Below are 13229 nucleotides of genomic sequence, written 5' to 3'. Positions count from 1 at the left end.
CGCTATCGCCGGCAAGCCGGCTCCTACAAGGGGCGCCTGGATGGCGGCAGATCGTGTTCAGCACGCCACCACCAGCCTCGCTGCAACCCCGCCGCCGCTAGCAATATTGCCGCAACCCCCAGCCATTGGGCCCAGCCCAGACGATGCCCGTAGGCCATCCAGTCAACCAGAATCGCCGCAATCGGGTAGATGAACGACAGCGCCCCGGTCAATGCCGTCGGCAGCTTTTGAATCGCACCATAGAGCAGCACATACATCAGGCCGGTGTGCACCACCCCCAGTGTCAACAGCGCCGCCCAGGCATCAACCGGCGCCCAAAGGCTGTGCCACGAAACCAGCGGCACCAACAGCACCGCACCGGTACTCACTTGAATCAGCGCCAGAAGATGGGGCGGCACAGCCTTCAGGCGCTTGATGATCAGTGCGGCGATGGCATACAAAAGGGCCGCGCCCAGCGCCTGGGCCACACCCCACAGGTATTGATCACCGCTGCCCTGCTGCTCGCCATGGGCGGTGACGATAGCCAACATGCCCATGAATGACACGCTCAGCCACGCCAGGTTCTGTACGGTGATTTTTTCGCCAAGCAACAGCGCCGCGAGGATCACCAGCATAAATGGCTGAACGTTATAGACCGCCGTGCTGATGGCAATCGACGCCTTGGCATAGGACGCAAACAGCAACAGCCAGTTACCCACGATGGCCACGCCGCTCAACATGGCCCAGCCGAGTGTTGAATAACTCAGCCATGTACTGCGCAAATACCCCAGGCGCCAGCACACCAGCAACAGGGTCAAGGCGCCAATGACGCAACGCCAGAACACCACCTCAATGACCGACACGCCAGACACCAGCACGAACCAGCCGATCGTGCCGGAGATCAGCATGGCGCCGACCATTTCCCATGAGCCGCGACGTATGGATGTGTCCATGATTAAGCTCCTCGAATGAGGCTAAATTATGGCAATCTGCGTCGATCAGGCTCCAGCGCCTGAATAAGGCCAAAGGTAGTCAGCGCCTATTCTTATTAGGTGAAATAGCAGGTTTGGTTAAGGAGCCCAGGATGATTGATGTTATTGACCAACAACTGATTGCCGCCCTGATGGACGACTCGCGCTGCACGCTCAAGACCCTGGCGGGGATTACCGGCCTGTCCTCGCCCAGCGTTGGCGAGCGATTGCGACGCCTGGAGGAACGCGGTGTTCTGAAGGGCTATACGGTGGATATCGACCCCAAACACTTCGGCTATTTGCTGCAAGCCATCGTGCGCATCCGCCCCCTGCCCGGCCAATTAGAGGAAGTGGAGCGGCAGATCCAGGCAATACCGCAGTTTACCGAGTGCGACAAAGTCACCGGCGACGACTGTTTTATCGCACGGCTGCACGTACGCACCATGGACCAGCTGGATACCTTGCTTGACCGGCTCAACGGCTATGCCGAGACCAACACCGCCATCGTCAAGAAAACCCCGGTCAAGCGTCGGTTGCCGCCCTTGGATGGCGCGTAGAAGGCGGTACAGCTCAATCGGAGCTGACCTCTTCTGGGGCGTCGTCCCCATCAACCAGCGGCACCTGCGCATCATCCATCAACGATCCGGGGTCTTCATTGCCCGGGTCATTGATCGGCTCCTCTTCGGTTGGGGTATGCATGGCCCTAGCCGCCCTGGGTATCAATGTCAGCGTCGGTCTTGGGCTTGGGTTCGCGTTCGGGCTTGAAGTCCGGGCTGTACTCGTTGTCCCTGGCCACCTTGTCGGTGGCGGGTTGCGGGTCCTTGGGAGCCGTGGCCCCGTTGCTTGGAGTGGGCACTTTGCGGGCATCGTCAGCGATGGCTGGATCGTTCCTGCCGCTGGTTTGCAGGTCTTGGCTGTCATTAGTGCTCATGGGAACCTCTTTATTCGTTGGTGTAAGGTTAAGGTGCCGCGCGGCGGGATGAAGTTCAGTGCGCAGGCCCCATGCTGATCAATGGTCACCCCCCCGGGTTGTCTACCTGGATATAGAACGCAAACGCTGCCAGCAGCATCCAGAACACGGTGAACAACCACGGCGTGCGCACGGAAAACAGCAATGACTTGCGATAGCCCTTGTGCGACGACTCGGTCTCGCAGAACAGCGGCGACTCATCGTAGGCCAGGCCCATCACCGGCTCGCTGCGCAACAGTTCGCTCTGCTTGAAGTGCCAGTGGTCAATGATGTCGTAGGCCGCCCGGATGCCCGGCCAGGCATTGAGCGAGCTGAACACGCCAAGCATCGACAACATCAGCGGCACCACCAGGGTAAACAGCTTGCCCCACTCCGGGTTGAGGTTGCCCATGCAGGACACAAAGGCAATCACCAAAAACGACTGCGCCGTCAGGTAGGCATCGGTACGGTTGGCGAGGATGGTGGTTTCGTACTGGATTTCCCGACGATAGAAATCCAACCGGTCCTTGGGCGAGCCGAAGATCTTCGCGTTGTGTTCGGTGTGGTCGGCCAGCGCCGATTCCGGGCTGTGCGGGGAGATGATCCTGGGCACAATCGATATTCCTCAGAGTGCGTAATCCACTTAGAAGAACCGGCGGTGCGCGAAGTTCAGGTCAATCGCCTGCACCGTTATGAAGCAAATGCTGCGCCTATCACGCACCACGCTTGCCCAGGCCGCTCCAGTAACGGGCTGATACACCGTGTAATCCCAATAAACACGCTTGCGGCACAGCCATTGCTTTACTCCTGCTACTCCCTACTTGCCAGGGTGAACACAGGAGCAACTGTTACCCCCCGACTCAGAGCCGACTCCACAAGAAAGTAAGGACAAGGTCCGTTGGCGCCAAAAGCCACGGGCTCATAACAATGCGTTTTCTAAAGCGGCAGTGCCTGCAGCGTTTTACCCGGCACTGACAAGGTAATTGGAATGGCTCGATCTTTCTTCGATGAAATGAATGACGCAAATGGCGTGTGCCGTGCGCACTACCAGGATTTTTCCCGCTGGCTGGCCAACACGCCGCCGGAACTGCTGGCCCAGCGCCGCCGCGAGGCCGACCTATTGTTCCACCGCGCCGGGATCACTTTCACCCTGTACGGTGACGAGCAAGACACCGAGCGCCTGATTCCCTTCGACATCATCCCGCGCAGCATTCCCGCCAGTGAGTGGAGGGTGATCGAACGCGGCTGTATCCAGCGGGTCAATGCGCTGAACATGTTCCTCGCCGATATCTATCACGACCAGCGCATTATCAAGGCCGGGATCATTCCCGCCGAGCAGGTGCTGGGCAATGAAGGCTATCAAAAGGCCATGATCGGCCTCGACCTGCACCGTGATATCTATTCGCACATCTCCGGTGTCGACCTGGTGCGCGATGGCGACGGTACGTATTACGTCCTCGAAGACAACCTGCGCACCCCCAGCGGCGTGAGCTACATGCTCGAAGACCGCAAGATGATGATGCGCCTGTTCCCGGAAGTATTTGCCAAGCAGCGCATCGCGCCGGTGGACCACTATCCCAACCTGCTGCTCAAGACCCTGAAAAGCGCCAGCCGCCTGGACAGCCCCAATGTGGTGGTGCTGACCCCCGGGCGCTTTAACAGCGCGTTTTTCGAACACGCGTTCCTCGCCCGGGAGATGGGCGTCGAGTTGGTCGAAGGTGCCGACCTGTTCGTGCACGACCTCAAGGTGTTCATGCGCACCACCGACGGCCCGAAACCCGTGGATGTGATCTACCGGCGCATCGACGACGCCTTCCTCGATCCCCAGGCCTTCAACCCCGAATCCATGCTCGGCGTGCCCGGCCTGGTGGCCGCCTACTGCGCCGGCAATGTGGTGCTGGCCAATGCCATCGGCACCGGGGTGGCCGACGACAAATCCATCTACCCCTATGTGCCAGAGATGATTCGCTTTTATCTGGATGAGGAACCGGTGTTGCAAAACGTACCCACCTTCCAGTGCCGCAAACCCGATGAACTGTCCCACGTACTGGCGCACTTGCCCGATCTGGTGGTCAAGGAAACCCAGGGTTCCGGCGGCTACGGCATGCTGGTGGGCCCAGCCGCCTCGGCGGCCGAGATCGAGGACTTCCGCCAACGCATCAAGGCCCGGCCCCATGCCTATATCGCCCAACCGACCCTGAGCCTGTCCACCTGCCCGACCTTTGTCGAAAACGGCATCGCGCCACGGCATATCGACCTGCGCCCGTTCGTGCTGTCGGGCAAGGAGACCCGACTGGTGCCAGGCGGCCTGACCCGCGTGGCATTGCGTGAAGGCTCATTGATCGTCAATTCGTCGCAAGGCGGCGGAACCAAGGACACCTGGGTGGTGGAGGGCTGAGTATGCTGAGTAGAACCGCCGCAGATCTGTATTGGATGTCGCGCTACCTGGAACGCGCAGAGAACCTGGCGCGCATGCTGGAGGTCAGCTATTCGCTGTCGCTGATGCCCCAGGCCGGGCGCAGTGATGGCCTCGATGAACTGGCGATGTCGCTGCTCAGCAGTGGCACCCTGGACAACTACCTGGAGCGCCATCAACAACTGGACGCCGAGCGCATGCTGCACTTTTTCGCCCTCGACGAAGAAAACCCGGCCAGTATCTACAACTGCCTGCGCGCCGCCCGGGGCAATGCCCATGCGGTACGTGGGCGGATCACCGCCGACATGTGGGAAAACCTCAACGCCACCTGGCTGGAAATGCGCAGCATCGCCGCCGGCGGACTGGCCCGCCATGGCATCAGCCACTTCTGTGACTGGGTCAAGCAGCGTTCGCATCTGTTCCGGGGGGCCACGTCCGGCACCATCATGCGCAACGATGCCTATCGTTTTATCCGCCTGGGCACCTTTGTCGAGCGCGCCGACAACACCTTGCGCCTGCTGGATGCGCGTTACGAGATGTTCGGCGAGGAGTCCGAAGAAGTCAGCGACCTGTCCGCCCGCGGCTACTACCAGTGGAGCGCCCTGCTGCGTGCCTTGTCGTCGTTCGAGGCCTACACCGAGCTGTACCCCAATGCGCTGAATGCGCGTTCGGTGTCGGAGTTGCTGCTGCTGCGCAGCGATGTGCCGCGCTCATTGCATGCGTGTATCGAGGAGTTGAGCCATATCCTCGCCGACCTGCCGGGCAGCTACGGCCGCACGGCCCAGCGCCTGGCGGCGGAGTTTGAAGCGCGGCTGCGCTACACCGGTATCGATGAGATTCTCGAAGAAGGCCTGCACAGCCGGCTGACCGAGTTTATCGACACCGTGCGCGAACTGGCGCGGGCGATCCACAGCTCCTACCTGGAGGTGGTGTAACCCCCACATCCCCCCAGCCTGACAGCCGTGCGCGTTCTCCTGTGGGAGCTGGCTTGCCGGCGATGGCGGCAGGTCAGCCAATAGATTTATCGACTGATACACCGCCATCGCGGGCAAGCCCGCTCCCACAGGCGCGATGTTTGTTCCAGGCATATAACTGTCAGTTTGGATCATTGATCCCATCTCGCGGCTGCTCTTATGGTTGCCAGACACTCATAAGAACAGGTACAGACCATGTCCGAAGCTCTGCAATTATCCAGCCCGGCCGCCCATACCCTAAAGCGCTGGCACACCATGCTGGCCACTGCCGACCTCAAAGCCCTGCCCGAACTGCTGGCGCCGGATGCCGTGTTTCGCTCGCCCATGGCGCATACCCCCTACCCCGGCGCACCCGTGGTGTCGATGATTCTCAACACCGTGTTTACCGTGTTTGAAGACTTCCAGTACCACCGCGAACTGGCCAGCGCCGACGGCCACAACGTGGTGCTGGAGTTCAGCGCGCGGGTGGGCGACAAGCAGCTCAAGGGCATCGACCTGATCCGCTTCAACGAACAGGGGCAAATCATCGAGTTTGAAGTGATGGTCCGCCCCCTGAGCGGGCTACAGGCCCTGGGTGAAGAAATGGGCCGGCGCCTGGCGCCGTTCCTGGCCAAGGCCAAGGGCTGACCTTCAGCGCCCGAGGAACTCCAGCAGCCGGGCGTTGACCTGCGCGCCCTGCTCCACCTGGATCCAGTGCCCGCAGTTGGCCAGTACCTGCTGCTGCAACTGCGGCACCACCTGGGGCATGCGCTTGAGCGTATGGGCCTCAAACACTCCCACAGGATCACGGTCGCCGATCAGGAACAACGTCGGTTGCAGCACCTGCCGGCCCGCCAGGAACTCGGTGCGCTGCCAGTTGCGCTCAAAGTTGCGGTACCAGTTCAACGGCCCGCGAAAACCCTTGGCGAAGGTTTGTACATAAATATCCAGGTCGTGCTGGCTGCACCAGGCGGGCAAGGCGCCAGGCAATGCAACACCTTCCAGCAAGGTGGCCGTGGCCGGTTTCTGCTGCAGGAATACATCCTGGTCCTGCATAAACAGGCGCAAGCTGCGCTCGATATCCGCCTCCAGCTCCTGTTCGGCCACGCCGGGCTCCTGGAAATACAGGATGTAGTTGAACCGCTCGGCATACAGCTCGCGCATGATCTCGATCACCGGCCTGCGGGAACGACCGGCGAAGGGCACCGACATCGTGACCAGGGCGCTGATGCGCTGCGGCTCCAACAAGGCCAGGTGCCAGGCCACCACCGCGCCCCAGTCATGGCCGACCATCACCACCCGGTGATGCCCGAACAGGTCCATGGCACCCTGGATATCCGCGCACAGGGTCAGCAGGTCGTAGTCGGCAATGGCTGCGGGGGCGCTGCTGTGCCCGTAGCCGCGCATCTGCGGCACGAACACGCGATAGCCAGCAGCAGTCAGCGCCGGTATCTGCTGGCGCCAGGAGTGCCAGCACTCGGGAAAGCCGTGGAGCAGCCACACCGGCGGGCCGCTCTCGGGGCCGGCGATGTGCAGGCACAATTGAATACCGTTGACCTGGATCGTCTGTTGTTCGATAGCACTCATCGCACCGCTCCATCAGGGGACTGCTGCAGACTGCCCCAGCGGTACGGCCTGCGCCAGCATCATTGATGGGGCAAATACCTCAGGTCACCGACCACCAGCGCGGCAGCAGTGGCCGCACCTTGGGTTCGGCAAAACGGTCATCGATCAGCATCACTACCCCTTGGTCCTGCTGGGTGCGAATCACCCGGCCGGCCGCCTGTACCACCTTCTGGATCCCGGGATACAGGTAGGTGTAGTCGTACCCCGCACCGAAGATTGCGCCCATGCGCAGCTTCATTTGCTCGTTGACCGGATTGAGTTGCGCCAGGCCCAGGGTGGCGATAAAAGCCCCGATCAGGCGCGCGCCCGGCAAGTCGATACCCTCACCGAACGCCCCGCCCAGCACGGCGAACCCCACGCCCTGGCTGTGCTGGGTGAACTGGTCAAGGAACGCCTGGCGTTCGGCCTCGGTCATGCCCCGCGATTGATGCCAGGTTGGGATCGACGGATGCCGCTCGGCCAGTAATTGCGCCACTTGCTGCTGGTAATCGAAGCTACTGAAAAACGCCAGGTAGTTGCCCGGCGTGCGTTCAAACTGCTCGGTGATCACTGCGACGATGGGTGCCAGGGACGCCTGGCGATGCACAAAGCGCGTGGAGATGCGGTCGATGATGCGCACCTGCAACTGTGCGGCATCGAAGGGCGATTCCACGTCGACCCACGCGGTATCCGCCGGCAGGCCCAGCAGGTCGGCGTAGTAATGCCGGGGGCTGAGGGTCGCGGAAAACAGCACGCTGCTGCGGGCGGCCGTCAAGCGTGGGCGGATAAACTCGGCCGGCACCACATTACGCAGGCTCAAGCGCGAGAAGCGACGCTTGGCCAGTGGATCGCGCTGGCTGATATCAAAAATAAACTGCTCGTTGAACAGCTCCGCCACCTTGGCGAACTGCAAGGCCTCGAAGTAAAAGCCTTGCAGCTCGCCCGTGAGCGCCTGCGGGTGATCGTTGAAATACTCGCCCATGGCGCTGGTGCACAGGGCCAAGGCCTGCAACAGCTTGTCCGGTTTGCTCGGATAGGCCTGATACACCGTGACCTGCTCTTTGTGCAGCGCGTTCCATTCACGGTTGAGCCGCTGCAACGGTTTGCGCAACGGCTCGGGTGCGCTGTCGCGCACGGTCTTCAGGGCAAATTGATCGAGGTCGGCGCTGTACATCGCGCGGCCCCGCTCCACCAGGTTATGGGCTTCGTCCACCAGCACCGCGACCCGCCATTGGTTGAGCTGGGCCAGGCCAAACAGCATTGCGCCAAAATCGAAGTAATAGTTGTAGTCGGCGACCACCATGTCGCACCAGCGCGCCATTTCCTGGCTCAGGTAATACGGGCACACCCCATGGGCCAGTGCCACCTCGCGCAAATGGCGCTGGTCCAGCAGCCGCACCTGGGCTGCCGCCTCGCGCGCGGCGGGCAGGCGATCGTAAAAGCCCTTGGCCAGCGGGCAGGAATCGCCATGACAGGCCTTGTCCAGGTGCTCGCAGGCTTTGTCCCGCGCCACCAACTCCAGCACGTGCAACGGCAGGTCGGCACTTGCGTGCAGTATCTGCACCGCGTCCAGCGCCAGTTTGCGGCCAGGGGTCTTGGCCGTGAGAAAGAACAGCTTGTCCAACTGCTGCGGCGCCATGGCCTTGAGCACCGGGAACACCGTGCCAATGGTTTTACCGATCCCCGTGGGCGCCTGCGCCATCAGGCAGCGTCCGGTGCTGACGGCCTTGTACACCGACTCGGCGAGGGTCCGCTGGCCCAGGCGAAAGCCCGCGTGGGGAAAGGCCAGGGCCTTGGTCGCGGTATCGCGGGCCAGGCGCCGCTGTGCCTGTTGCTCGGCCCAGTCGAGGAACAACCCACACTGGCGATTGAAGAACGTCTCCAGCTCATCAACCGCACACACCTGGCGGATCACGGTTTCGCGCTCGCTGACGATATCGAAATACACCAGCGCCAGCTCGATCTCAGGTATCCCCAGCTTGCAGCACATCAGCCAGCCATAGACCTTGGCCTGGGCCCAGTGCAGTTGCCGGTGGTTGGCCGGTTGCGCATCCAGGTCGCCACGGTAGGTCTTGACCTCTTCCAGCACATTGCGATCCGGATCATAGCCATCAGCGCGGCCGCGCACGGTCAACTGTTGGTAGAGACCTTCCAGGGCCACTTCACTCTGGTAGTGCGCACTGCGTCGGGAGGCCACGGTGCGATGGCCGAGCATGCCTTCCTGGGCACTGGGCGAGGGGGTAAACCGCAGATCGAGGTCACCCACCTTGGCCGTGAACTCGCACAGTGCCCGTACGGCAACGGTGTAGCTCAAGCGCCCTGCTCCGCCCAGCGTACGTAACACACGGTGACCGGCATCTGGTGTTCGCTACAGAACTCCAGCCAGCGCAATTGGTTGTCCTGCAGGCGGTCGCCCGGGCCTTTGACTTCGATCATGCGATAGGTTTTTTGCGCCGGCCAGAACTGGATCAGGTCCGGCATCCCGGCGCGATTGGCGCGGATATCCAACAACAACCGGTCGAACCAGTGCCGCAGGTGCGCGGCGGGCAGGCAATCGAGCGCCTGCTCGAGCAGCTCTTCGCTCAACACATTCCAAAATACAAAGGGCGACTGGATCCCCCACTTTTCGACGTAGCGCTGGCGGATCGTGGTTTTGTAGCGCTCGTCGTGCAGTTGGTCCAGGCACGCGGCAAATAGCTCGGCGCGGCGCTGCTGGAAGTCCTCACTGTGCAAATCCACCGGCCCGCGCTGGAACGGGTGAAAGAACGAGCCGGGCAACGGCGCGAAGATCGCCGGCCAGCACAACAGCCCGAACAGCGAGTTGACCAGGGTGTTCTCCACGTAGTGCACCGGCCCCTCTTCATCTCCCAAATGCGCCTGCACGCAGAACTCCACGGCCGCCAACGGTTGCGGGAACGGCAGTTCCAGGTCCAGGCGCTGGATCACCTGGGGTTTGGGCTTGGGCAACGCCGGCTCGCCCAGCTTGCGCCGCAACCGCGGCAAAACCCGCAACAGGTGCTGCTGCTCGGCCGCGCTTTGTGGCGCGACCTGGGCCTCCAGTGCCAGGGCCATGGCCTGGGCGAAATCCTCCTGGCGCTCCAGTACGCGGATCAGCCGTGCACGAGCGCCGGGGTAGGCACAATCGCGGTAGATCACCTCGGCCAGGGCCAGTTCGGCGAGCCGCTCGCAATGCTGGCCAACCTGGAACAACAGCTTGGCCCGACGTTTTTCCAGCCAGGGGTTATCGGTGGCCAAGGTGGCTATTTGCGCCAGCACAGCCTCCAACGGTTCGCCCGCCTCGAACGTCTGCTGGCATTGGTGCAGGAACAGCAGGCCAGATACATCGTCGCGATGGCGCAGCCCGCGGGATTCGGCGCAGAACTCGACCTTTTCGTAGGTGTAGATCCCCAGGTCCGCCAAGACAAACTCCGACCAGTCCTGGTACAGGTTGCCGAAGAACATCAGGCGCAGGCGCTCACATAGATCCATCACCGTGAGGCTGTACAGGCGCTCGTCCAGCTGCGGGGACCACTGCGCAAACGTACGCGGCTCGGTGAATTGGCTGGACAGGCCGGGCAGCCAATCGGACTTCTTGCCCCTGGGCTGCTCGATCCATGGCTTGAACGCTTGCAGTACCTCGCCTTTTTGCAACTGCCCCCACAGCTCATCAAGCGACAGCAGCCCCTGCTCGCTGACCCAACCGTAAGCCAGCAACGGCTGCACGGCCACGTCAACCGGGCCGATCTCGCCGTAGTTGAGCTTGCTCGCCCGAAAATGCACGCCCTTGCGCATCACCATGCGCACCAGCAACGCCTGGGCCGGTTGCGGCAACTGGGCGAACTGCGCCATGAAGCGCTGCTCCTGTTCGTCCAGCACATCGGCATAGCGCTGCCCCAGCCAGTCGAGCACTTGCCGGAAGTTATGCAGGTAGTAGAACGGGTCTTCGAGGGGATTGGACATGACGGGCACTTGGACAAACACTGGTTATGCATACAGAGTGCCGTCCCAAGGCTTGCGTTGCAATGGCTAATAGATCAGTGGCGCACGCAACTTTTTGCATAAAAGTGATCAGATGGGGGTGGATCCGCGTAACATTTGTTGCCCGCAGCCGTTGAGCACGGGGTTTTCGAAGGATGAGAGTAAGGGTTATGAACATGAAGAACTGGGGCCTGCCGCTGGCCGTACTGACGTTTCTGGCATTGGCCGGTTGCTCGACGCCGACCGTCGTGACCTTGCAGAACGGTACTCAGTACCTGACCACAGACACGCCGAATGCCAAGACACCCGATGGTTTCTACGAATTCACCGATATCGCCGGCAAGCGCGTACGGGTCAAGGCGGCGGATGTCGCAACCGTGCGCAAGGAAGACTGACCGCATAACCGTAGGAGCCGGCTAGCCGGCTCCTACGGGTTGTTTCAGGTGATGACGAACGCCTCTGCCGACAGGCTGCCAAGCCCGACCCCCACCAACGTCACCGAGTTATCGCCAAACGTCAGCAACGTATCGCTGCCCACTGCTTTGGCATGGTCGAGGTAGTTGTACTGCCCGTCCACCCCCGCCACCCCCATGAACACCAACTTGTCTGTCGACTGGTAGCCCAGGATCCGGTCCTGGCCAAAGTCGCCGTCGAACAGGAAGGTATTACGCCCGCCGCCCGCTTCCAGCAGGTCATTGCCAGCCCCGCCGACCAGCACATCGTTGCCTTTGCCGCCGATCAGATGGTCATTGCCGTCCAGGCCAAACAACCACTGCCCGCCATCGCCGGCCTTGAGCACATTGGCACCGGCATCGCCCTTGAGCGACGCCGCGTAGGCCGTCAGGTCCTTACCCGCCAGCAACCCCTTGTCGGTCACGCTGTGGGTCACCTCCTTGCTGAACAGCAACAGATAGCTTTCCTTGCTCACTATCGCGCCCATGTCACGGGTCATGCTGATGCCGCCTTGGCCGTCGCGGACATACAGGGTGCCTGCACCGTCGTTGGCCACCTCGACGTTTTTCAGTGACTGCTGCAGGTCCAGGGTGTTGAACCCCTTGCCGCCCAACATGATGTTGTAGCCACCGCCATCACGGAAAGTATCGTTGCCTTCGCGGCCTTCCAGGTAGTCGTTGCCCCGGCCGCCCTGGATCAGGTCATTGCCGTCGCTGCCGATGATGAACGTGCTGCCCTTGTGCGCTTCGGCATTGCGGTTGAGGTCTTGCACCCAGGTAGTGGCGCGCGCCGGGTCCGACAGGTTGGCGACGATGATTGTCGAATCACGGCTGGTCAGGTCATAGAACTTGGATTCAAGGATGCGGCTCATGCCATCGCCATAACCGGTGGGTAAATGGGAGATCCATGTCGGCAGGTTGAGGATGGAAAACGGCAGGATGTTCCACAGCGTCGAGGCGTAGTGGTCGTTGAAGCTGACGATGTTATCGGCGCTGGATTCGTGGGGTTTATCGTGGGCCCAAAGCGAGGCCCCCGTGAACGAGGAGCCGTCGAGGGCGCGATAGACCGGGTCGTTTTCGTAGCCGATGTTCAGCACCTTGTCGCCGCTGCTCTGGGTCGGCGAGGCATAGGCCACGTAGTTGGCGTCCTGGTAGAACCCCGCCCAGTTGTCGTTGCTCAAATCCGCCATGCTGTTGACTGCCAGGCCACCGAGGCTATGGCCGCTGACCACCACATCCTGGCCGCTGAGCCCCTGTGCACTGGCATACGCGGCGACTTTGCCAAGCAAGCTGCCAAACGCTTGGCCCGCGTAGTTTTTTGCATAGTCCGCAGGACCGAACGCTGCCAGCAAGTCACTGATCACATCGCCGATGGAATCAAGGATCAGGTTTTCCCTGGGGCCCGAAGTCCCACGGAAGGCGATGCCGATTTCCAGCAGTTTGCCGGCGTCATCGTACTTGCCCAGGACCTCGACCTGGGCGCTGGTATAACCGGCTTTTTCGCCAAAGAACGTGCCCCGGGCGTCGACCTTGCCGCCATACTCAAGGGTGCTGGCGCTGATGGGCGTCCAGCCGGCCTTTTGCACGGCGTCGAGGGCGGCCTTTTCCGAGTCGGGGTTCCACGGGATCCCGGGAATCACGCCTTGGGAATGGGTGCTGCCAATCAAGGCCTGCACCAGGGTGGCCGGCAAACCCAGGCCCAGGCCGTGCTGCTGGTACCCCACGGCAAAGCCGTTATCCAGGTTGTGGTAGGAATACAAGGTGATCGCCATGGCATCGGCGAACAGTGCTTTGGAGTCCTCGGTAGTAAGGTTTTTGTAGTCATAGACACCCATGGTATTGCCTCTCTTTTGTTGGAATTGTCGAGAAAGCCAAAACAGTTGGAATGCTGTAACGGTGGGAGCAAACCTGCTCCCACCGTTTGGA

13 protein-coding genes are annotated in these 13229 nt (G+C 61.5%); 5 read left to right on the top strand and 8 right to left on the bottom strand.

The annotated features are described in order from the left end of the window. Window positions 1–23: 23 nt before the first annotated feature. A complete protein-coding gene (locus tag HBO05_RS01475) occupies window positions 24–932 on the bottom strand; it encodes a DMT family transporter (protein WP_172311374.1) in 909 nt (302 codons plus the stop codon). A 131-nt stretch (window positions 933–1063) separates the two neighbouring features. On the opposite strand from HBO05_RS01475, the gene HBO05_RS01470 reads away from it, so the two are divergent. Next, window positions 1064–1507, top strand: coding sequence for an Lrp/AsnC family transcriptional regulator (locus HBO05_RS01470; protein WP_172311372.1), 444 nt, complete (start codon window positions 1064–1066; stop codon window positions 1505–1507). Window positions 1508–1520: 13 nt separating this feature from the next. Here HBO05_RS01470 and HBO05_RS29160 read toward each other — a convergent pair whose 3' ends face one another. The 3 genes from HBO05_RS29160 to HBO05_RS01460 all read right to left on the bottom strand — a co-directional run bounded on the left by HBO05_RS29160 (window position 1521) and on the right by HBO05_RS01460 (window position 2512). After that, a complete protein-coding gene (locus HBO05_RS29160) occupies window positions 1521–1649 on the bottom strand; it encodes a hypothetical protein (RefSeq protein ID WP_262380996.1) in 129 nt (42 codons plus the stop codon). Between the two features lie 4 nt (window positions 1650–1653). Then, entirely contained in the window at window positions 1654–1881 is a 228-nt protein-coding gene (locus HBO05_RS01465; RefSeq protein ID WP_172311370.1) for a hypothetical protein, read from the bottom strand. Window positions 1882–1966: 85 nt separating this feature from the next. Further along, window positions 1967–2512 (bottom strand): hypothetical protein, encoded by a 546-nt coding sequence (locus HBO05_RS01460; RefSeq protein ID WP_169951596.1) that lies wholly within the window; start codon window positions 2510–2512, stop codon window positions 1967–1969. 375 nt (window positions 2513–2887) lie between these two features. Between HBO05_RS01460 and HBO05_RS01455 the strand changes: the two genes are divergently transcribed. From HBO05_RS01455 to HBO05_RS01445, 3 genes are all read left to right on the top strand, one after another. After that, window positions 2888–4297: a circularly permuted type 2 ATP-grasp protein gene (locus HBO05_RS01455; RefSeq protein ID WP_170041423.1), complete on the top strand. Its 1410-nt coding sequence runs from the start codon at window positions 2888–2890 to the stop codon at window positions 4295–4297. 2 nt (window positions 4298–4299) lie between these two features. Continuing rightward, the gene (locus tag HBO05_RS01450; RefSeq protein WP_169951592.1) at window positions 4300–5250 is read left to right on the top strand and encodes an alpha-E domain-containing protein; all 951 of its coding nucleotides are present in this window, start codon (window positions 4300–4302) and stop codon (window positions 5248–5250) included. A 234-nt stretch (window positions 5251–5484) separates the two neighbouring features. After that, complete coding sequence (locus tag HBO05_RS01445; RefSeq protein ID WP_170041424.1) at window positions 5485–5916, top strand: nuclear transport factor 2 family protein; 432 nt, start codon at window positions 5485–5487, stop codon at window positions 5914–5916. Window positions 5917–5919: 3 nt separating this feature from the next. Here HBO05_RS01445 and HBO05_RS01440 read toward each other — a convergent pair whose 3' ends face one another. From HBO05_RS01440 to HBO05_RS01430, 3 genes are all read right to left on the bottom strand, one after another. After that, a complete protein-coding gene (locus HBO05_RS01440; RefSeq protein ID WP_170041425.1) occupies window positions 5920–6855 on the bottom strand; it encodes an alpha/beta hydrolase in 936 nt (311 codons plus the stop codon). 79 nt (window positions 6856–6934) lie between these two features. Further along, on the bottom strand, window positions 6935–9187 hold the full coding sequence (locus HBO05_RS01435) for an ATP-dependent DNA helicase (protein WP_172311368.1): 2253 nt from the start codon (window positions 9185–9187) through the stop codon (window positions 6935–6937). Continuing rightward, window positions 9184–10833: a VRR-NUC domain-containing protein gene (locus HBO05_RS01430; RefSeq protein ID WP_172311366.1), complete on the bottom strand. Its 1650-nt coding sequence runs from the start codon at window positions 10831–10833 to the stop codon at window positions 9184–9186. Before HBO05_RS01430 ends, HBO05_RS01435 begins: the two co-directional genes overlap by 4 nt. A 188-nt stretch (window positions 10834–11021) precedes the next feature. On the opposite strand from HBO05_RS01430, the gene HBO05_RS01425 reads away from it, so the two are divergent. Further along, window positions 11022–11246: a YgdI/YgdR family lipoprotein gene (locus HBO05_RS01425; RefSeq protein WP_076960938.1), complete on the top strand. Its 225-nt coding sequence runs from the start codon at window positions 11022–11024 to the stop codon at window positions 11244–11246. Window positions 11247–11290: 44 nt separating this feature from the next. Here HBO05_RS01425 and HBO05_RS01420 read toward each other — a convergent pair whose 3' ends face one another. Beyond that, window positions 11291–13138: a polyurethanase gene (locus HBO05_RS01420; RefSeq protein ID WP_172311364.1), complete on the bottom strand. Its 1848-nt coding sequence runs from the start codon at window positions 13136–13138 to the stop codon at window positions 11291–11293. Between the last annotated feature and the right edge of the window lie 91 nt (window positions 13139–13229).

Source organism: Pseudomonas sp. WS 5079, assembly GCF_012985465.1.
Taxonomy (GTDB): domain Bacteria; phylum Pseudomonadota; class Gammaproteobacteria; order Pseudomonadales; family Pseudomonadaceae; genus Aquipseudomonas.
The sequence above is the reverse complement of the archived record's forward strand: the minus strand, read 5'-3'. Positions and strand labels throughout refer to the sequence as shown.

Coding starts and splice junctions, on each gene's coding strand:
- HBO05_RS01420 (WP_172311364.1), bottom strand. CDS start 13,138: ATGGGTGTCTATGACTACAAAAACCTTACTACCGAGGACTCCAAAGCA.
- HBO05_RS01450 (WP_169951592.1), top strand. CDS start 4,300: ATGCTGAGTAGAACCGCCGCAGATCTGTATTGGATGTCGCGCTACCTG.
- HBO05_RS01465 (WP_172311370.1), bottom strand. CDS start 1,881: ATGAGCACTAATGACAGCCAAGACCTGCAAACCAGCGGCAGGAACGAT.
- HBO05_RS01445 (WP_170041424.1), top strand. CDS start 5,485: ATGTCCGAAGCTCTGCAATTATCCAGCCCGGCCGCCCATACCCTAAAG.
- HBO05_RS29160 (WP_262380996.1), bottom strand. CDS start 1,649: ATGCATACCCCAACCGAAGAGGAGCCGATCAATGACCCGGGCAATGAA.
- HBO05_RS01475 (WP_172311374.1), bottom strand. CDS start 932: ATGGACACATCCATACGTCGCGGCTCATGGGAAATGGTCGGCGCCATG.
- HBO05_RS01430 (WP_172311366.1), bottom strand. CDS start 10,833: ATGTCCAATCCCCTCGAAGACCCGTTCTACTACCTGCATAACTTCCGG.
- HBO05_RS01440 (WP_170041425.1), bottom strand. CDS start 6,855: ATGAGTGCTATCGAACAACAGACGATCCAGGTCAACGGTATTCAATTG.
- HBO05_RS01455 (WP_170041423.1), top strand. CDS start 2,888: ATGGCTCGATCTTTCTTCGATGAAATGAATGACGCAAATGGCGTGTGC.
- HBO05_RS01425 (WP_076960938.1), top strand. CDS start 11,022: ATGAACATGAAGAACTGGGGCCTGCCGCTGGCCGTACTGACGTTTCTG.
- HBO05_RS01470 (WP_172311372.1), top strand. CDS start 1,064: ATGATTGATGTTATTGACCAACAACTGATTGCCGCCCTGATGGACGAC.